A 19,219-nucleotide genomic window follows, 5' to 3' on the forward strand; every position below is an offset into this window, starting at 1 on the left:
TCACTCCTCATTTTTTTCTGGCAAATAAAGACTCACTTGAATATCATCTTCCACTAAATTAATTTTTTCTGCTTTTAGAAATAAACCATTTTGCATCCGAAATTGATCAAGGCGAATCATTACTGTCTCTTCTTTTGGTTCAATCTCAATCCAATCAGGCAAAGTCGCATTCCGTTGAATCATCTTCATGACTTCACTAATTGGCACACCTAAAGTTCCAATCGATAAACTTTTAGCTTTTAATTGAACATTTCCATTATCCATCACATACGGGTCAAAATAAAGATAAAAAGTAACTGGAAAGCCCAAAATTTTAAATTCTCCTGTTAATAACGCTTCGTTTTCGAGCGCAAAATCAAAAGTAATGTCCGCATTTTTTTGATATTCATCTAAATAAAAGCCAATTAAAGCATTAATTTGTTCTTTGTTACTATTAATATTTAATACTGGACTACCTGCACGATCTACGAGCGGTGGCACCTCATGATAAACTAATTCTCTTTTTTCGGTTATTCGTGAAAAAAGAAAGATACTACTGCCTAATACAATGGCAATTAACGCAAAGAAAGCTATCTTCCATTTGTTTCCATATACAATTGTTTGAATACTATGCTTTCCGAATTGCTTTATTTTTTGAAACATTACTTTTCCTCCTTCAACAGCCATTGTTCTTTTGTACGTGTTATTTCTGCTTTAACTGATTTGGCCATCAATTGATAGCCTAAATTATTTGGATGAAATTTATCTTCTTCATAAAGAGCATCATTTTTAACAATATTTAAATCATTTCCTTCACTGTTGCTACTTTCTTGTGTACTTGATGTTGTGCCATTTAAACCAGAAGCAATCACATCATTAATTGGAATAAAGTAAACATTTTTCATCTCATCAACCACTGCTTCTGTCCCATCATTCCAGTTATCAACGATTGTTTGCATATCAGTAATTTCAGGGAAATTCACATAGAATGGGTTATAAATCCCTAGTACATAAATCGGTGCATCCGGATTTAATTCACGCATGGTTTCAAGTAATTCCGTTAATTGTTTTTGATACTTTTTAATCGGCTTATCGAATGATTTGATTGATAAGCCAAAAATATTATTATTGATTACCTTCATTAAATCGTTGCCGCCAACAGTTAATGTCACAATATCTGATTTTGCAATATTTGTTTGAATCGCTTCTTCTTTATTCAAACGTTTCAGAATTTGATCACTACGTTCACCTGCTACCCCATAATTCTCAATATCGACACGTGATAATTTAAATTCTGATTGTAAATCATTGGCAACAATTGGGACAAAGCCGCCTTTCTGGGTGTCATCACCAACACCTTCTGTCAACGAATCGCCTAAAGCTGTGTAACGAATACTTTCTTTTTGGTTATGCTCTTCTTTTTGCTTCGCTACCTCTAACCTAGGACCCGCTTTAGGTACACTTAATTGAAGAACTAAAAATGTGCCAGCTATTAGTAAACAGACACCTAGCAATGCCATCAATAATTGTTTTATTTTCACATTTTGTCCCTCCTTGATATAGATTTCTTTGCTATTTTATCAGAAAAACGGTAAAAAACATACTGACTTTTCTTGATAAAATAATCATAAAAAGAATCGACCTCCAAATGCTAGTCCAAACTAACGCTTAGGGGTCGATTCATATTTTTTTATACTTTATTCAACGGACTATTCTGAATAGTACATAATCGCAAAGGCACCCTCACCAGTATGGGTCGCAATAATTGGTGTAGTATGCAACAAACAAATATCCATCTTAGGAAATAATTCTTGTAGTTCCTGTTTGAATTTTGCTGATTGTTCAATGCCACCTGCATACGAAATACCAATTTTTTGAATTTGTTTGTTGTTTTTTAACTCTGTCTTCAATTCATCAAACCATTTGTTAAATGTCTTTGCTCCTCGTCCTTTCACGACTGGCAATAATTCAGAATTTTTCAATTCCATAATTACGCGCATGTTTAAGAAACTAGAAAGCATCCCTTTGGCACGGCTAATTCGTCCACCTTTTACTAAGTTTTCTAAGGTTGACAAACCAATGAATAATTTCGTATTTGCCAAGACTTTCTCTACAGCTGGAATCACTTCTTCTACAGATTTCCCTGCTTGGGCTAATTCTGCAGCTTTAATGACTGCAAAAGACAATCCTTGGTCAGTCATGTCTGTTTCAAACACGGTAACTTTACTTTTTGACAAGTTACTTGCTTGACGCGCAGCTTCTACAGTTCCACTTAATGCTTTTGTCATATGAATAGCTAAGACTTCACTACCGTCTTTGCCTAATTCATCAAATAATTCTACAAATTCACCAATTGGTGGTTGACTCGTTTTAGGTAATTCTTTGGACTGCGCCATCATTGACATAAATTTTTCGCCTGTTAATTGTTCATCATCTGGATAAACAACGCCATCAATCATGACCGATAACGGCACGACATGAATATTTAATTTTTCTTTGACACTATCACTCATTGTACAAGATGAATCAGTCACTATCTTAAGATTTCCCATTCTTCTTTCACTCTCTCTTTAACACTGGTTGTATTTCATGTTAAAATACTATTGAACCATTTCTTATGTTTAGTATAACAGACAGAAATTGATTTTTCATCTATTTAAAAACGAAATGAGGAGCGATTAATGGAAACTTCTAAATTTACACGAAAATATTTAATTGTTAATGAAATTCTAAATGCAGTTACTCACGGGATTGGTTGTGGGCTAAGTATAGCTGGCTTGGTAATTTTATTAGTCAAAGGGGCACGTTTAGGTTCCCCAATGCATGTTGTTTCCTATGCGATTTATGGGTCAACAATGATTTTACTTTTTTTATTTTCAACACTCTTTCACAGCTTAATTTTTACAAAAGCAAAAAAAGTATTTCAAGTATTTGACCATGCATCAATTTTTCTTTTAATTGCTGGTAGCTACACACCATTTTGTTTGCTAAGCATTCAAGGTTGGCAAGGTTGGACCTTATTCGGACTCATTTGGTCCTTAGCAATCGGCGGCGTTGTCTACAAGTCAGTCACCTTACATCGCAAAGAAACTGTCTCAAAAATTTCGACGATTATCTATATTATTATGGGCTGGTTATGCGTCTTAGCCTTTGTTCCATTAGTCCATTCTCTTGGATTGTGGGGAACAATTTTACTCGCTAGTGGCGGCGTTTCGTATACCGTGGGTGCTTTGTTCTATGGCTTGAAAAATGTCCGCTTCATACATGTTGTTTGGCATATTTTTGTCATGCTTGGTGCAGGGTTAATCTACTTTTCTGTCTTGTTTTTCACATAATCGTTCGTAAAAAATAGTTATCCAGTGTGTAACACACTGGATTCTTTTTTAGTAATAAAAAATGTTCGCGTGGAGGAATTGCTATGGCTACAAAAAAAGCGCTTGTCTTACTTTATACTGGTATGTCGCTCAGTGAAATCAACTTGCTAACAAATTATTTAACCATCCATCAACCCGATGACCAGATATGGACCATTGATACCGTTGCTGCTGAAAAAATCCCTTATGCCACAGAAGACCAATTCTTAGTTACCCCTACCAAAATATTTTCAGAAATTGATTTTTCCGATTATGAAATCATCATTTTCCCAGGAATTATCAATCCTTATCTCGTTGCCGAAGACAAGCAACTTTTACAATTTTTACAACCGTTGAAAACGATGTCCAACCGTCCTTTAATCAGTGCGATTTCATCTTCTCCAATGCTCTTAGCAAAAGCAGGTATACTAGAAGATGTAACCTTCACTTCTGGTTTATTTGAGGAAACACTCGATGAATTTTCTTTTTTCCAAAAAGAAAATATTCTTCGGCAACCGCTAGTCTATGATGCACAAGCACACATTCTAACAGCAATAGGGTTTGCTTTTCGGGAATTCGCCATTGAATCTGCTAAATTATTAGGATTTGAACTTCCTGAAACAAAATTCACCGGTCCACGAAAAGCACCTCCTTACACAGCAGATGAATTAACTTTTTACAGAAATCCCCCACAAGACCACCTTTCATAACAAATAAACCGAGCAGCCCGTAATTTACGGTTGTTCGGTTTATTTTCCTACTAGACAATCCAATGGTTCTGCTAACTGCATAGATACAAAAAAGCAGACTAACGCCTGCTTTTCTCATTTTCGTTCATAAGTTTCAAAACGATGTGGGTATTTATTTTTGTCATCAACAATTCCTTCGGTTGATGATACTAGTTCCCATTGCGCCCAATCAATGGTTGGGATAAAAACATCGCCAGCAAACTCATGGTCAATCATGGTTCGTAACAACTGATCACAATGCGGTAGATACTCTTCAAAAACAAGTGCACCACCAATAATATAAACGGGTTGGTCTTGTTCTTTCGCATAATCTAAAACCTCATCCATTGTGTGCATGACAAGAATTCCTTCATGGGAATAATTCGTATCACGAGTTAAGACAATCGTTTGACGATTGGGTAGAATCCGTTTACCCATGCCTTCAAACGTTTTTCGCCCCATCACCACCGTTTTACCAATGGTTGTCTCTTTGAAAAACTTTAAATCAGCAGGTAGATACCACGGCAATTGATTATCTTTACCAATCACACCGTTTTTATCTTGCGCCCAAAGTGCTATTAACATATTTTTACCTTCTTTCCTAAACTGCAATCGGTGCTTTGATTGCTGGATGAGGGTCGTATCCCTCTAATCGAATATCAGTCATCTCAAAGTCAAAGATGGATTGTTTTTCTGTATTTAATATTAGTTTTGGTGTCTGACGAACTTCTCGTGTTAATTGTTCCTTCATTTGTTCAAAATGATTGCTGTAAAGATGCGCATCGCCTAATGTATGGACAAATTCACCGACTTCTAATCCCGTTTCATGGGCAATTAGATGGGTCAAAAGGGCATAACTTGCAATATTAAACGGCACGCCTAAAAAGACATCACCACTGCGTTGATACAATTGACAACTTAATTTTCCTTCATGAACATAGAATTGAAACATGGTGTGGCAAGGCGGTAATGCCATGCTAGGTACATCTTCAGGATTCCACGCTGAAACAATCAAACGACGTGAATCAGGTGTTGTTCGAATCATCTCAATGACTTCTTTTATCTGATCAATAAAACCACCTGTTGCCTTTTCCCAATGACGCCATTGGTAACCATATACTTTTCCTAGATCACCATGTTTTTCAGCAAATGTTGGGTCTTCGACAATTCGTTGACAAAATTGGGCAAGTTCTTTTTGATAACTTTCATTGAAAGCTTCATCCACAAGACAACGACGACCAAAATCACTCATATCAGGGCCTGTATAATCTTCGCTTTTTACATAGCGTTCAAATGCCCATTCATCCCAAATATGATTGTTATTTTCTAAAAGATAACGAATATTGGTATCACCCTTTAAAAACCACAGTAATTCACTTTTAATCAAACCAAACGGGACCCGTTTTGTCGTTAATAAAGGAAAGCCTTGACTTAAATCAAAACGCATTTGATGCCCAAAAATACTTTTGGTGCCTGTGCCAGTGCGATCACTTTTTTGATTGCCTTCTTCCAATATTTTTCTACCCAAATCAAGGTATGCTTGTTCCATTAAACTTCCTCCTAATTATCTGCTAATTCACTAAGGTATTCCCAACGTTCCATCTTTTCATTCAACTTTTCTTCTGTCAGCGTTACATCATTTTGCAATTCTTGCAATCTCGTAAAATTATCCCCTTGATGGTTCATTTCTTCGGTCAGTGTTTCAAGCGTTTCTTCCAATGTAGCAATCTCGTCTTCAATAGTTGCCCACTCTTTTTGTTCCATATAACTCAATTTTTTCTTCACTTTTTCTGGTTGTACGACAACTTCTTGTTCAACAATTTTAGGTTTTGATGCCGGCTGTGTTCTCTCTGCTAAATACTGATTGATTGACCCGAAATAACGGTCAATTTCGCCATTCCCTTGAAAAATCAGTAATTTTTCAGCTACTTTATCTAAAAAATAGCGGTCATGTGAGACAGTAATAACTGCTCCTGGAAATGATTGTAAGTAATCTTCCAAAATAGTTAAGGTATCAATATCTAAATCATTGGTGGGCTCATCAAGCAAGAGCACATTTGGTTGACCAATCAATAATTTCAATAAATACAGTCGACGTTTCTCTCCTCCTGACAGTTTGCCAATCTTCGTGCCATGCATAAAGCGTGGAAATAAGAAACGTTCCAACATTTCAGCAACACTGATTTGTGAACCATCACTACGACGAACCTCTTCTGCTGCTTCTTGTAGATAAGCAATCATTCGTTGATTTGCATCCATCGCTTCATTTTGTTGGGTATAGTACGCCAGACGAACCGTTTCCCCGATGATTAATTCCCCTGCATCTAAAGGAATACGTCCTGCTAGTATATTTAAAAGCGTCGATTTGCCGGCACCATTTTCTCCAGTAATCCCTAACCGTTCTTTAGTTTGAATCAATAAATCAAAATGTTTCAAAATATCTTGCTGCCCAATTTTGTATTGACCATCCTTGATTTCCAATACTTTCTTTCCTAAGCGTTTGGTCGCAATATCAATCTCAACTTCACCATTTGTTTTTACTTGATGAACGTTCTCTTTTAAGTCCTCAAAACGATTAATCCGTGCTTGTTGTTTGGTCGTACGTGCTTTTGCCCCGGCTCGCATCCAAGCTAATTCTTGTTTATACAATTGCTTACGCTTTTGTTCTTGTTCACCTTCTACACGTTCACGCTCTGCCCGTTCTAAAATATAGGCTTCATAATTTCCTTGATATTCATGTAATTTTCCAAAGGATAACTCAAAAATACGATTCGTTACTCGATCCAAAAAATAACGGTCATGCGTAACCATCAACAATGCACCACGGTATTGATTCAAATAACTTTCTAACCATTGGATTGCTTCATAATCTAAATGATTCGTCGGCTCATCTAATAACAATAAATCCGGTTCATCAATTAAGACTTGTGCTAAGCCAACTCTTTTTTGCTGACCACCTGATAACGATTTAATTTTTTTATCTAATTGATGAATACCTAATTTTTGTAAGATAATTTTGGCATTTGTATCTGTTAACCAAGCATCTTGTTCATTCATTGCTTCTTCTGCTAAGGTGTATTCTCTTTGGATGTCTTCACGATCACCGTGATACTCTAAAGCTAACAACGCTCTCTCATAGCGTTTAACGGTTTTTAATTGTTCACTTTCACCTTGAAAGACAGCTTCTAGAACAGTCTGTTCAGGATCAAAAGTGGTGTTTTGTGACAAATAGCCGATACGATAATTTGTCGGATAAAAAATAGTTTGCTTGTCTCCATCACCGTTTTCTTTCCCTGATAAAATAGTTAGTAAACTTGTTTTACCGGTACCATTCACACCAATTAATCCTACTCGATCGCGTTCATGAATTAAAAAGGAAATTTGATCAAAAAGTGTTTTATCTCCATAAGTTTTTGTTAACTCACTTACCTTTAATTCTTTCACAAAATCGCCCCCATTTCCTTTCGCTATTGTAACACAAAATAACGCAAGCAACATACTTATGATAGTTGTTGCTTGCGTTTTATTAATGCGTACTTTTACTAATTGCAAAAGACTCAAGTAAATTTACCTTTTGACGATAACTATTTGCAGAAAATGGTGTAATTTTTTCTTCGCGTTCGAAAGAATCGATTGTTCTTCTTTCAAGTGTATATCCAGCTAATAGTTCTTTTTGATAAATCGGATTTTTTTCAATTGATACCATAGATAAGACGTTCTTATGATAAAGTCGTTTTAATAACATTTCACGACGCCCCGTAAGAAAACTCAATACGTTTTTGTTTGCTTTACCATCTTTCACTTCCAAACGTTGGCGAATTCTTTGGGTATTTGCATCAAAGATATACTTCAATTCTGCTGGGTTAATTTTTGAACTTGTCACTAACTCTTTTTGACGCTTACGAGCAAGGAAGCGTTTGGGATGAATAATCGCTTGCATCACACGATAGACACCCAACAGCCAAAAACTAATCCAACTCATATATTTCTTTTGATTGACTAATTCATAACGATCAATTAAGCGGCTATATAACACATAACTAAAGCGACTAATCTCTTTATTTTGGTACATCTCATCCAAACCTTGTTGTTCAATCGTTACCATCCACGCTTGTAATTCCTGCACTTTCTTTTGATCTGATTCAGTCATTCCTTCTGCAGTCAATTCCCAAATTCGCATACGATACTGATCAATCACTGCTTCAACTGCAATTTCTTCTGTTTCCGATAATTGCTCATGCGCCAGTTTATGCTGCAAACGTTCAATCACAATATTCAATAATTCTAGCTCTTTTAAATCAATCGGTTTTTCATATTCACCTTCAGAAAATAGTGGCAAGACCAACATTCCTACCAATAAACTAACGAAAATAACACAGGCCGTTAAGAACAAAAGCAGTGCCCGATGCTCAAAAGCAACGCCATTGACCGAAATAGGTAATATGAAGATTGCAGCTAAACTGACGGTTCCTTTAACGCCACCAAAAGTAAGCAAACAAATCTCTTGTAAAGTGGTTTTTTCATCCGATTTAATCTCTTTTAACCAGAAAAAAATACGAATATACGCAAAACGCACAATAAATAAGACGGCAACTACCAATAAGACAATCAATAATAAGTAGAGGTTAGAATAAGTCCGATCCATCCAGACTGGCGAAAATACTTCGGAAAGTTCAATTCCTAAGAAAAGAAAAACTAAGGCATTTAAGGTAAAACCAATTGTACTCCAAATACTCTCAGAAATATTGGATAGCTCTGCATCAAACAAAGTGACACGTTGATGCTCTCGTGATTGTAAAACACCCGCAACCACCGCTGCAATAATTCCTGAAACACCAATGACTTCAGCTATCACATATACAACAAACGGTAATAATAAGTCAATTAATAAAAAACTAATGACGTCTTTTGCTGCCGCTTTCTCAATAAATTTCAACGTGCGATTTTTAACCCAAATCACCACAAATCCTACAACAGCCCCACCTATACTAGAAATAAATAAGGTCATGGAGGCATTGAGAACGGAGAATGCACCAGTTAACAGCGCTGTCACTGCAAATTGAAAAGCAGTAACCCCTGAAGCATCATTCAATAACCCTTCTCCAGCTAAAATATTAATGACTTTAGGAGGCATTTTCAATTTCTTAGCCAACGAGCCAACCGCAACGGCATCTGTTGGGCCTAGCGCTGCCCCAAATGCCAAACATGCCGCCAGTGGAATCGCTGGAAAGAACGTATGTAACGTAATCCCTACAGCAAGTAATGTTAAGATGACGCCACCAAAAGCTAAAAATAAAATGGTTGAAAAGTTCTTAGCAATCGAGGAAATATCTGCCTCCTCGCCTTCTCGGAATAATAACGGTGCGATTATCATTACTAAAAATATTTCAGGTTCAAAATTAATTTCGTGCCCATATTTGGTCATCCCTAGTAAAATCCCCAAAAAAATTTGAGCAAAAAAAATCGGGATTGTCGGCATAACTTTACTTAAAATATTCGAAAAAGTAATCGTCATGGTAATGATAATGAGTAACTCAATAAATTCCATCGCAACATCTTCTTTCTTCTGACTAGTAACATTATTATTATACTGTAAATTTATCTTTTAGACGAACAAAAAAGGCTGTACCAAAAGAAAATATCCGAACGGTATCTCTTAAAAACTTGTCTAATTGCAAGTCTTTCTTACCATTCGGATATTTTTCTACTCATTTTTCCTTAATTAGCCATAAATGTATCATAATAAGCATCCATAATTTGACGCGTTGCATCATAATTAGGGGTTCCTCTTTGCTGACCAGAAACTTGTGGTACCATTACAGCTAATGCAATCTGAGGATCATTGGCTGGCCCATAAGAAACCATATTTAAATTATCAACATCAACAGTTTGGCCATCTTTATTGATAATGACACTTTCAGCTGTCCCTGTCTTTGCAGCTAAATCCATTTTAGCATTTAATAATGGACGTCCCGTTGTATAACCATCTGTTCCATGAACAACTTGATAGAATCCTTCTTGTAAAATGTTCATTTCTTCTGTTGAAAGACCTACTTCATTCAATACTTTAGGTTCAATTTTTTCTTTTAATTCACCTAAATTTCCATTCTTGTCATTCTTGTAAATACCAGAAACTAAATGAGGTTCCATCCGTTTGCCGCCATTAGCGACAGTTGCTACATATTGTGCTAATTGCATTGTTGTATAAGTATCAAACTGGCCAAATGCTAAGTCCAAAATTTTAGCGGCATCATTGTTTGCATCAGACAAATCTGAAACTGCCGGCTGATAACCTATGGCTTCATTCGGTAAGTCGATACCAGTCTTTGTCCCCATTCCGTATGAAGCCATTGCACCACGTAATTTCTTATACACTTCTTCTTGTTGAGTGACACTTGGCATCCCAAATGTTTGTCCTTGATAGTCAATCCCCATCAATCGTAATGCAATCTGTATCATGTATGAGTTAGAAGACAACTCCAATGATTGAACAGCCGAGAGATTTCGATTATTTTCGCCAAACTTGTTAAAAATAGAGGCTTTTGTTGAACCTTGCAAATAAATTGGTTGATCATATAACACTTCGTTGCCCTTTAATACTCCATTTTCCCAACCAGCTGTTAGTGTTGCAGCTTTCATAACCGAACCTGGTTCAAATGCATTTTGATAAACACCTAATGTATTATCTGTCAATTTATTCGTTTCTAAATCATGACTATAGCCTGACATTGCTAAAATTTCACCTGTATTAGGGTTCATCGCTACAGCGTATATTCCTGGTGAATATTCTGCTGTACCGTTGCTAATCATATTTTCAAACGTATTTTTTAAAATGTCATCTACTTTTTTCTGAAATTCTGCATTAATCGATAAGACTAGATTATCGCCCTTTTCCCCAGAAAACACTTCTTCCTGCTTTTCAATCTTTCCAGCATTATTCAACGTAATTTCTTGCTGTGATTTCTCACCTTGTAATACTTCTTCATATTGTTTTTCCAAGAAGCTTGTACCAACACGGTCATCTAATGCATAGCCTTTTTCTAGATATTCTTCTGCATTATCTGCTTGCAGACCTTCTTTTGATACACGACCAATAATTGATTGTAAGCCATCAATTTTTGTATCTATTTCACGTGTCCAATCCATGCCAGTTGATACACCAGGTAGTTCCTTCGCATGTTCTGCAACAATAGCTACTTCTTCATCTGTAACCCCACTGTTTTTGATAAATACTGTTTTTAATTGTTGCGCACTATTCAAGCGTTTAAAAATTGTCGCAATTTTTCTATCTTCTCCTGAATAATTTATTTCATCTGCAGTCACTGTGTCTACCAATTGTTCATATTCGCTCTTATCTTTATCTATGGATTTTACTTTTTTTAATCGTTCACGCGCCTCATCCAAATGATCTTTATCCGCTAACCAATAATCTTTTAAATCACGTTCTGTTAAATTATCGTCTGCTTCAATATGGATGTAGCTATTTAACTTTTCTGCAATTGTCAGCAGATCATTTGCAGTCATTTCCAATCCTCGTGTAAACGTAATCGCCGTATTTGCTTTATTCTCAACCAACGCTTTTCCTGAAGCATCATAAATAATACCACGCGGCGTACTTCCTTGAATTTTAATCACCGATGAAGCTTTCAATTGTTTCTCCATTGCTTGGGTGTTAACAATTTGTAAAGACCCTAATTGAATAATTAATGCAACAAATAAACCAAATATGACAAAAAACAATAGATTCAATCGAAAAGGTACATGTGATTTTCGATAAGATTTATTGTGAGGTGGATTTTGTTGTTTCTTAAATTTCTGCATACCGACATTCCTTCCATACTCAAACTACTTGTTTTATTTTACCAAAAAAATCCAATTAAAAAAGCAAAAACCTTAAAATAAAATAATCCTTATAGAAAAACCAATATATTTCAGATCTTTTTATAACACACATTCAATTTTCTCTTTCATAAATGACCTCTCAATTAATATATAACCTGTACATTGCATAAAAAGAAGCCATCTTACTTCACTGTAGGTCACACGGTAAGATAGCTTCTTTTTTACTGATATATTTCCTCTGTATAAGGCGCTTCAATATACGCTTCTTCTGAATCAATAATTTGATTCTCACTTAATGCTTGTCCTTGTTCATTACCTAAACGATCATCATAAAACTGGTTGCCTATAAAGCCGTTCATTGAGTATTCGAATTGTGGATCAATTGCTAACTCTGAGCTTGTCGGTAATTCTAATTGTTCTTTCAATGTATTCTGTATGGTTAACAATTCATTGATACCTAAAACCTGATAATAAATTCCATTAACTTGTTCACCGATACCCTCTAATTGTTCTTGTTGGATATTATCAAAAGCTGGATAATAGTTTTTACCAATGTCCAACATGTCATCCCAAGTTAAGTCGGTTTTTGAGTTTTTTTCAACAGCTTTTAGAATTTTTTGATAGTTACTAACACCGTCCATACTCAATACTTTTTTAACGATTTTTTCAACAACTTCTCGTTGACGTCGCTGGCGACCGATATCTCCTTCCGGATCATCGTAACGCATACGTGCATAGGCCAGTCCTGTTTTTCCATTTAAGGTGATTTTCCCTTTAGGTACGTGGACTTTTTCTAAGGTGAAATCAATTTTATTATCAACTTCGATTCCACCAACTGCATCAATTAAATCACGCATTCCTTGCATATTAATCGTTACGTAATGGTCAACAGGTACATCCAAGAGTTTTTCCACTGCATCCATTGATAATTCTACTCCACCGTAAGCATACGCATGATTGAGTTTATCAAATGTACTACCATCTAACATATCTGTGAGAATATCCCGATCTAAACTAACAATAGTTGATTGTTTCTTCTTAGGATTAACTGTCACCAGCATCATACTGTCTGATCGGCCCGTTTCTGTTCGACCTAATGCTCCTGTATCAATTCCTAATAATAAGATAGAGAATGGTTCACGATCTTCAATACTTACTGCAACATCGCGTTTCTTCGTTTTTCGGTTAACTGTTTGACTAATATTATTAATCGCACTGTTTACATCGTCTAATGCACGAATACCATAAATTGTAATCCCAACAATACAAATTGCGAGCACACTAAGTATTCCTACAATAATTTTTTGATATAATCGCATGTTGTACCTCTTTTCATTTTTCAGAGTAACCGTTTAAATTTTGCCATAATTTACAAAACAGAGCAACCACATTACAGTTTTATTACAAAAATTTAACACGATTGAAATGTAAATGAAAAGGAGATGTGAACCATCTCCTTAAATATAATCAACAAATTTTGCTCGGAACTTCATGTGCAAATGACTTCCTAAAATTAATATAATGAATACTATTCCCCAGAAAATCAAACCATAAGTTGTTTTTTCCCAAAACCATTGGCGACTTAAAAGCGAATCCCTAAATCCCTCTATAATGTAATAGACCGGATTTAATCTCAATATTTTAACTAATCCTGAAGGAAGATTACGATTTTGAATATCCCAAATTGGTCCCGATACGTAAAACAACAGACGCAATACGGATTGTAAAAAGATATGGTAATCACGAATCAAGACCGTAATTGTCGCATTTAAAATTCCAAAGGCAAATAAAAATGCAATCATACAAAAGAAATAGTAAAAATATTGTAACCAATATAAACTTGGACTAATACCAAAAGCTAAGATTGTTCCAATGACAATTGCAACCATTGGAAAATATGAAGACAAATTACTAACTATATTTATCGTCGGTAACACACTTACCGGAAACTTCATTTTAGCAACCATACCAACTTGTCGGTGGATACTATTTGAAGCACCTAAAATTGACGAATTAATATAGAACCAAGCGGTAATCCCAATTAACATCCAGACAATAAATGGTACACCTGAAATTTCTCTTCCTTGGTTGACACCAATCCCGAATACTAGATAGTAAATACCGATTTGTATTACCGGATTTAAAATTTGCCACGCTAACCCTAGATAATGACTTTGATAAGTAGCTTTATCTTCATAACGCGACATGCGAAAAATCATTCCAAGATGTTGGAATTGTTCTTTGATAACAGCGACAATTTCTTTCACAAAACTCTTCCTTTTCTATCTAAATTGACAAGGCAATTTATTTCTTTTATTTAAATAACTGTGTGAACACTTCTCCAAGGTGAAGTATTGAATAGCTTAATGAACGATCACTAAAAGAAACCAATATACCGAACATCGTTACCATAATAGCTCCAGTTAATAATAATTTCGTTGCAGTCGTCATTTTTTCACCTAAAGGCGTTCGATTCAAGTTTTTAGCAATTACCTTGTCTGGTAACTCTTGAATCTTGAGAGTCTCATCTTCTTTGGAGCGTTCTTTTAATTGTGACAGATTAAAGGCCTTTTGTGCAGCCTTTTGATCATCTTGATATTTTTTTTGTTCTTTCTTAGGCTGTTTTTTGAACCAATCGATAAATTGGCGATACTCTTTCATCACTTCATCTGTCGGTCCAAACATTCGCAGGTCACCATAATGCATCCAAATAGTTTTATCACACAATTTTTCTACTTGTCCCAAAGCATGGCTGACAAAGAAGATTGTTTTTCCTTGTGCTTTGAACTCTAAAATTTTATCTACACATTTTTGATAGAAGGTTTCATCTCCGACTGATAATGCTTCATCAATAACTAAAATATCTGGGTTATTATGCACAGCTATCGCAAAACCTAAGCGTGATCGCATCCCACTAGAATAACTCTTTACAGGTTGATTGATGAAATCGCCTAAATCTGCAAAGGCGATAATTTCATCTAATTTTTCGTCAATCTCTTTATTCGTCATCCCTGACATCAAGGCTTTTAAACGAATATTTTCTAGGCCAGTTAATTGAAATTTCAAGCCTGCACCAATTGAAATAATAGAAGTTTCACCTTGTACATCCATCGTTCCAGAAGTTGGTGGAATAATGCCACTAATAACATTTGATAATGTAGATTTCCCAGAACCGTTGATTCCAATAATTCCAATTGATTCTCCTGCACGTACTTCAAAATTTACCCCTTTTAACGCCCAAAATCTAGGAACATTTCGATGGTAAAATTTAAACAATGCTTTTACTTTATCTGATTTCTTTTTATAAAGATCGTACTCTTTAGTAACTAGCGTACTTCTTACTTTTATATCCTTATTCATCAATTTATTCATCCATTCTCAAACTCTTTTTGGAAATAAAACCACAGTAATCATACCATATTTTTCCAATTAGGAACATTTTCCCTTCTAAAATAAAAGAAACATTAAAAAAGTCGAGCAAACTCGACTTATTTTTCATTTAATTTTAAATCTTTTTTGATTTGGGAAGTTGAAATTTCTGGTGTACGAGCTAAATAAACAACTTCAGCATCCGTTTGCTCTTGAATAAAATCAAATTCGCCAGCCCAGTCATCTCCCATAACAAATGTATCAATATGGTATTCTTTGACATCTGTCACCTTTTGTTCCCAACCTTCTTCTGGGATAACTAAGTCAACATAACGAATTGCTTCTAATAATTGTTTACGTTTTTCATAAGAAAAGTAGCATTTCTTTTGTTTTTCATTCCAATTAAATTCATCTGTAGATAATGCAACTACTAGATAATCGCCTTGTTCTTTGGCACGTCTCAATAAGTTGATATGTCCGTAATGCAACAAATCAAATGTTCCATAAGTAATTACTCGTTTCATATTTATGACCTCATTTATTTTTTTAATATAATGAAGATAACAAAAAAAGAGAGAAATAGCAATAAAAGAAAAACTGTAGAGTTTCCCCCTACAGTTTTTAGCTGATTATCAATTATAATTTTGTTACTTCAGCAGCTTGTGGTCCACGAGAGCCTTCTACAATTGTAAATTCGACTTCTTGACCTTCTTCTAAAGATTTGAATCCCTCACCTTGAATGGCTGAAAAATGTACAAATACATCATCTCCACCGTCAACAGTAATGAAGCCAAAGCCTTTTTCGTTGTTAAACCATTTCACTGTACCATGTTCCATAATAAATAATTCCTCCAACATATTAAAATAACGAATACACTCGTTATTAACATTATACCAAAATAGAAAACGTTATCAACTGTTTTTTTCAAATATGTAGTCAACCATCTGAAAGCCCTTGCCGATGTCTACAATATCTTCTCTTACCTGCTTAAATCCTCGCTTTTTATACACTGCAATCGCTAATTCATTTCCTTGATTCACTCGTAAATGTTGTTTCAACGACAACTCTTTACTCAATTGATCATACCAATCAAAAATTTGACGCATCAATCCATGCCCTCGGTACTCTTGTTTAATATAAATTTTACTCAAATATAAATAATTCGCTGTAATTTGATAGGCTGTATATCCAACCGCTTGATCATCATAATATAATTGATAATAGTAAACACCGTTGTCAATTTCTTCTTGAATCATTTGTTTTCCTTGATAATTTTCCAACATATAAGCGACTTGAGCAGAACCAATAATTGGCGTAAATACTTCTTTCCAGATAGGATGGATGACTTTTAATAACTCATCAATTTCTGAATCATTCTGAACCCTCACTCGTGTCAACATTGACTATCCCTCGTTTCTGTAAAATAAGAAAAGCTAAGTAGAATCATTCTACTTAGCTTACTCACATTATTTGGCTGCGTTGTATAATTCGTTCGCTTTTTCCCAGTTTACTAGGTTCCAGAATGCATCAATGTAATCTGGACGAACATTTTTATAGTTTAGATAATAAGCGTGTTCCCAAACATCTAAACCAACAACTGGTGTACGACCATCCATTAATGGAGAATCTTGATTTGGTGTAGAAGTTACTTCTAATAAACCATTGTTTACTACTAGCCATGCCCAACCTGAACCAAAGCGCGAAGTAGCTGCCGCTTTAAATTCAGCTTTAAATGCATCAAAACTACCAAATTTTTCATCGATTGCTGCTTTTAATTCACCTACAGGTTCGCCACCTGCATTTGGAGCCATAATTTCCCAGAAAAATGTATGGTTTGCGTGTCCGCCACCATTATTACGTACAGCTGTACGAATGTCTTCCGGAATAGCAGTCATATCAGAGATTAAATCTTCAATTGATTTTTCACCTAATTCAGGATGTTTTTCAATTGCTGCATTTAAATTTGTCACGTAAGTGTTATGGTGTTTGTCATGGTGTAAATGCATTGTTTCAACATCAATATGTGGTTCTAATGCATCATAAGCGTATGGTAATTCTGGTAATTGGTAAGTCATAAATGAATTCCTCCTAATGATTATTTACACCCTAAGAGTATCAGAGAAAGCGATTTTCTTCAAAAAATATGCTTAGTTTTTTTAATCAACCGTATCGTTTTTTTGCTTTTTATTACTATAGGTTTTTTCAATAAAATATAACGGTCGTCCTTTCGTCTCATTAAAAATTCGGGCTAAATATTCTCCTAATATACCAATCGAAATTAACTGACACCCTCCTAAAAATAGCATAATAATAACTATTGAAGGAAAACCCGATGTATCTGCTCCATATATTAAAGTCTTTATAAGAACATATATCATATAAATAAACGCTACGAATGAAACTAGAAAACCAAAAAACATTGAAATTTTTAGTGGTGCTGTTGTATACGAAGTAATACCTTCTACTGCTAAATTTAAAAGCGCTCGGAAACTCCATTTCGTTTCCCCATGTAATCGTTCTTCCGCATCAAACTCAATTGCTGCTTTTTTAAAGCCTACCCACGAGTATAATCCTTTAGTATAACGTTGTCCTTCACGAACTTGTTGTAACGCAGCGACTACTTTTCTATCTAATAACCGATAGTCACCCGCATCCGGTAATACCGGAGAATCTGATAATGTTCCTAAAATTTTATAAAAAGTAGCCGAGGCCTTCTTTTTAATCCACGGTTCACCCTTACGTTCATTGCGCTTCGCATAAACGTCTTCATAGCCTTGTTCCCATAAATTAATCATATCAGTAATTACTGATGCAGGATGTTGTAAATCTGCATCCATAGTAATCAATGCATCATGATTAAAGTAATCAAAACCCGCTGCCATAGCAATTTCTTTTCCATAGTTTCTTGATAAATCAATCATTGATACATTGGATTGAGCTTCCATTAATTTAAGTACAGTTTCTACAGTTTGATCGCTACTTCCATCATTGATAAATAGAATCTCAAAATCATAGTTTTTACTAAGGGGGGATATGATTTTTTCTAATGCTTTATATAAAGGGAAAATATTCTCTTCTTCATTATATGAAGGTACTGAAATTAAAATTTTTTTCTTCATTCTTTTGTAGACTCCTTCGAAGAAACTGTTTTCTTTTTGAAAATAAACAACTTACTAAACACATAGTTGGCGATTACAATAAATACTTGTGTGAACAATTTTGATAAAAAGTCACCCAAATGCATCACATTAATAAATAACAACATACACCCCATATCAATTCCAAACGATAGTAAGCGATAAAAAACAAATTTTAATAATTCAATTAATAATTCGATTATCCCTTGTGTTTTAGATTGAAACACCCAAATTTTATTAGTAATAAATGCAAAAAGAACTGCCGCAATCCAGGATAAAGTATTTGAAACAATCAAATCAGTTTTTAGCAAATCTCTAGCAATAAAATATACAACAAAATTCACAACTGTTGTTAATCCACCAAAAAAAATGTATAAAAAGACCTCTTTCATTCTTTTATCTTTTTTTAATCTATCAATCAATTTTAACAACACCTCTCAATATTGTATATTACAATATTTTATCTTTAGAAGCTAGAAATTAAAATAAATTTTAATTTTTATAGATAGTATGTTTTAATATATGATTTATGACAATAATATAATCAAAGACTACATAGTAATATTAATTTGTTATTTTCAAGTCATTTAATAAACAAACTCAACCGAAAATTAAATTTTAACAATATTAACTACATGTAATTGCTTCCTAATGAAAATAATGATAGATTAAAAGATACTCCTATACTTGGGAAAGATAATTTAAAGACATAGATAACTGCCTTTAATCATAGTATTGAATTGTAGAATTTTAAATTATTAATTTATCATTTTGTTTCCCTTCATCTTCTGCTACAATAACAGACAGTAC

Annotated in this window: 19 protein-coding genes; 2 read left to right on the forward strand and 17 right to left on the reverse strand. The window is 34.6% G+C overall.

What is annotated here, in order from left to right:
* The 3 genes from BAU17_RS00155 to BAU17_RS00165 form a co-directional block, all read right to left on the reverse strand.
* Complete coding sequence (locus tag BAU17_RS00155; RefSeq protein WP_161900800.1) at positions 1 to 642, reverse strand: YpmS family protein; 642 nt, start codon at positions 640 to 642, stop codon at positions 1 to 3.
* Positions 642 to 1,499 carry an SGNH/GDSL hydrolase family protein gene (locus BAU17_RS00160; RefSeq protein WP_202622247.1) on the reverse strand — a complete coding sequence of 286 codons (858 nt, stop codon included), beginning with the start codon at positions 1,497 to 1,499 and terminating at the stop codon, positions 642 to 644. The genes BAU17_RS00155 and BAU17_RS00160 overlap by 1 nt, the downstream gene beginning before the upstream one ends.
* 189 nt (positions 1,500 to 1,688) lie before the next feature.
* Positions 1,689 to 2,531 (reverse strand): DegV family protein, encoded by an 843-nt coding sequence (locus tag BAU17_RS00165; RefSeq protein ID WP_161900802.1) that lies wholly within the window; start codon positions 2,529 to 2,531, stop codon positions 1,689 to 1,691.
* A gap of 129 nt (positions 2,532 to 2,660) precedes the next feature.
* Here BAU17_RS00165 and trhA point away from each other — a divergent pair, with 129 nt between their 5' ends.
* Both trhA and BAU17_RS00175 read left to right on the forward strand, forming a co-directional pair.
* Positions 2,661 to 3,314, forward strand: a complete 654-nt coding sequence (gene trhA / locus BAU17_RS00170) for a PAQR family membrane homeostasis protein TrhA (protein ID WP_161900803.1) — start codon at positions 2,661 to 2,663, stop codon at positions 3,312 to 3,314.
* 83 nt (positions 3,315 to 3,397) lie between these two features.
* Positions 3,398 to 4,042, forward strand: coding sequence for a DJ-1/PfpI family protein (locus tag BAU17_RS00175; RefSeq protein WP_161900804.1), 645 nt, complete (start codon positions 3,398 to 3,400; stop codon positions 4,040 to 4,042).
* 114 nt (positions 4,043 to 4,156) lie between these two features.
* Here the strand turns inward: BAU17_RS00175 and BAU17_RS00180 are convergent, their stop codons facing one another.
* The 14 genes from BAU17_RS00180 to BAU17_RS00245 form a co-directional block, all read right to left on the reverse strand.
* Entirely contained in the window at positions 4,157 to 4,645 is a 489-nt protein-coding gene (locus BAU17_RS00180; protein WP_161900805.1) for a dihydrofolate reductase, read from the reverse strand.
* A gap of 16 nt (positions 4,646 to 4,661) precedes the next feature.
* Complete coding sequence (locus BAU17_RS00185) at positions 4,662 to 5,609, reverse strand: thymidylate synthase (protein WP_161900806.1); 948 nt, start codon at positions 5,607 to 5,609, stop codon at positions 4,662 to 4,664.
* Between the two features lie 11 nt (positions 5,610 to 5,620).
* Positions 5,621 to 7,504: an ABC-F family ATP-binding cassette domain-containing protein gene (locus BAU17_RS00190; protein ID WP_161900807.1), complete on the reverse strand. Its 1,884-nt coding sequence runs from the start codon at positions 7,502 to 7,504 to the stop codon at positions 5,621 to 5,623.
* An 82-nt stretch (positions 7,505 to 7,586) separates the two neighbouring features.
* Positions 7,587 to 9,608: a cation:proton antiporter gene (locus tag BAU17_RS00195; protein ID WP_161900808.1), complete on the reverse strand. Its 2,022-nt coding sequence runs from the start codon at positions 9,606 to 9,608 to the stop codon at positions 7,587 to 7,589.
* Positions 9,609 to 9,778: 170 nt separating this feature from the next.
* On the reverse strand, positions 9,779 to 11,881 hold the full coding sequence (locus BAU17_RS00200; protein ID WP_161900809.1) for a peptidoglycan D,D-transpeptidase FtsI family protein: 2,103 nt from the start codon (positions 11,879 to 11,881) through the stop codon (positions 9,779 to 9,781).
* A gap of 242 nt (positions 11,882 to 12,123) precedes the next feature.
* Positions 12,124 to 13,221 (reverse strand): LCP family glycopolymer transferase, encoded by a 1,098-nt coding sequence (locus BAU17_RS00205; protein WP_161900810.1) that lies wholly within the window; start codon positions 13,219 to 13,221, stop codon positions 12,124 to 12,126.
* 138 nt (positions 13,222 to 13,359) lie between these two features.
* The gene (locus BAU17_RS00210; RefSeq protein WP_161900811.1) at positions 13,360 to 14,169 is read right to left on the reverse strand and encodes an ABC transporter permease; all 810 of its coding nucleotides are present in this window, start codon (positions 14,167 to 14,169) and stop codon (positions 13,360 to 13,362) included.
* A gap of 46 nt (positions 14,170 to 14,215) precedes the next feature.
* Positions 14,216 to 15,274: an ABC transporter ATP-binding protein gene (locus tag BAU17_RS00215; protein ID WP_161900812.1), complete on the reverse strand. Its 1,059-nt coding sequence runs from the start codon at positions 15,272 to 15,274 to the stop codon at positions 14,216 to 14,218.
* Between the two features lie 116 nt (positions 15,275 to 15,390).
* The gene (gene tagD, locus BAU17_RS00220) at positions 15,391 to 15,795 is read right to left on the reverse strand and encodes a glycerol-3-phosphate cytidylyltransferase (RefSeq protein ID WP_161900813.1); all 405 of its coding nucleotides are present in this window, start codon (positions 15,793 to 15,795) and stop codon (positions 15,391 to 15,393) included.
* 112 nt (positions 15,796 to 15,907) lie between these two features.
* The gene (locus BAU17_RS00225; protein WP_161900814.1) at positions 15,908 to 16,108 is read right to left on the reverse strand and encodes a cold-shock protein; all 201 of its coding nucleotides are present in this window, start codon (positions 16,106 to 16,108) and stop codon (positions 15,908 to 15,910) included.
* 75 nt (positions 16,109 to 16,183) lie between these two features.
* Positions 16,184 to 16,672: a GNAT family N-acetyltransferase gene (locus tag BAU17_RS00230; RefSeq protein WP_161900815.1), complete on the reverse strand. Its 489-nt coding sequence runs from the start codon at positions 16,670 to 16,672 to the stop codon at positions 16,184 to 16,186.
* Positions 16,673 to 16,738: 66 nt separating this feature from the next.
* Positions 16,739 to 17,347, reverse strand: a complete 609-nt coding sequence (locus BAU17_RS00235) for a superoxide dismutase (protein ID WP_161900816.1) — start codon at positions 17,345 to 17,347, stop codon at positions 16,739 to 16,741.
* Positions 17,348 to 17,428: 81 nt separating this feature from the next.
* On the reverse strand, positions 17,429 to 18,391 hold the full coding sequence (locus BAU17_RS00240) for a glycosyltransferase family 2 protein (RefSeq protein WP_161900817.1): 963 nt from the start codon (positions 18,389 to 18,391) through the stop codon (positions 17,429 to 17,431).
* On the reverse strand, positions 18,388 to 18,801 hold the full coding sequence (locus tag BAU17_RS00245; protein ID WP_161900831.1) for a GtrA family protein: 414 nt from the start codon (positions 18,799 to 18,801) through the stop codon (positions 18,388 to 18,390). Before BAU17_RS00245 ends, BAU17_RS00240 begins: the two co-directional genes overlap by 4 nt.
* Positions 18,802 to 19,219: the final 418 nt, after the last annotated feature.

The sequence above is a fragment of the Candidatus Enterococcus willemsii genome, from assembly GCF_009933335.1.
GTDB classification, from domain to species: Bacteria; Bacillota; Bacilli; order Lactobacillales; family Enterococcaceae; genus Enterococcus_F; species Enterococcus_F willemsii.

What these genes read in the sequence shown, in the direction of transcription:
- BAU17_RS00230 (WP_161900815.1), bottom strand. Translation starts at nt 16,672, where the DNA reads ATGTTGACACGAGTGAGGGTTCAGAATGATTCAGAAATTGATGAGTTA.
- BAU17_RS00225 (WP_161900814.1), bottom strand. Translation starts at nt 16,108, where the DNA reads ATGGAACATGGTACAGTGAAATGGTTTAACAACGAAAAAGGCTTTGGC.
- trhA (WP_161900803.1), top strand. Translation starts at nt 2,661, where the DNA reads ATGGAAACTTCTAAATTTACACGAAAATATTTAATTGTTAATGAAATT.
- tagD (WP_161900813.1), bottom strand. Translation starts at nt 15,795, where the DNA reads ATGAAACGAGTAATTACTTATGGAACATTTGATTTGTTGCATTACGGA.
- BAU17_RS00180 (WP_161900805.1), bottom strand. Translation starts at nt 4,645, where the DNA reads ATGTTAATAGCACTTTGGGCGCAAGATAAAAACGGTGTGATTGGTAAA.
- BAU17_RS00165 (WP_161900802.1), bottom strand. Translation starts at nt 2,531, where the DNA reads ATGGGAAATCTTAAGATAGTGACTGATTCATCTTGTACAATGAGTGAT.
- BAU17_RS00155 (WP_161900800.1), bottom strand. Translation starts at nt 642, where the DNA reads ATGTTTCAAAAAATAAAGCAATTCGGAAAGCATAGTATTCAAACAATT.
- BAU17_RS00235 (WP_161900816.1), bottom strand. Translation starts at nt 17,347, where the DNA reads ATGACTTACCAATTACCAGAATTACCATACGCTTATGATGCATTAGAA.
- BAU17_RS00185 (WP_161900806.1), bottom strand. Translation starts at nt 5,609, where the DNA reads ATGGAACAAGCATACCTTGATTTGGGTAGAAAAATATTGGAAGAAGGC.
- BAU17_RS00175 (WP_161900804.1), top strand. Translation starts at nt 3,398, where the DNA reads ATGGCTACAAAAAAAGCGCTTGTCTTACTTTATACTGGTATGTCGCTC.
- BAU17_RS00200 (WP_161900809.1), bottom strand. Translation starts at nt 11,881, where the DNA reads ATGCAGAAATTTAAGAAACAACAAAATCCACCTCACAATAAATCTTAT.
- BAU17_RS00245 (WP_161900831.1), bottom strand. Translation starts at nt 18,801, where the DNA reads ATGAAAGAGGTCTTTTTATACATTTTTTTTGGTGGATTAACAACAGTT.
- BAU17_RS00195 (WP_161900808.1), bottom strand. Translation starts at nt 9,608, where the DNA reads ATGGAATTTATTGAGTTACTCATTATCATTACCATGACGATTACTTTT.
- BAU17_RS00205 (WP_161900810.1), bottom strand. Translation starts at nt 13,221, where the DNA reads ATGCGATTATATCAAAAAATTATTGTAGGAATACTTAGTGTGCTCGCA.
- BAU17_RS00240 (WP_161900817.1), bottom strand. Translation starts at nt 18,391, where the DNA reads ATGAAGAAAAAAATTTTAATTTCAGTACCTTCATATAATGAAGAAGAG.
- BAU17_RS00215 (WP_161900812.1), bottom strand. Translation starts at nt 15,274, where the DNA reads ATGAATAAATTGATGAATAAGGATATAAAAGTAAGAAGTACGCTAGTT.
- BAU17_RS00160 (WP_202622247.1), bottom strand. Translation starts at nt 1,499, where the DNA reads ATGGCATTGCTAGGTGTCTGTTTACTAATAGCTGGCACATTTTTAGTT.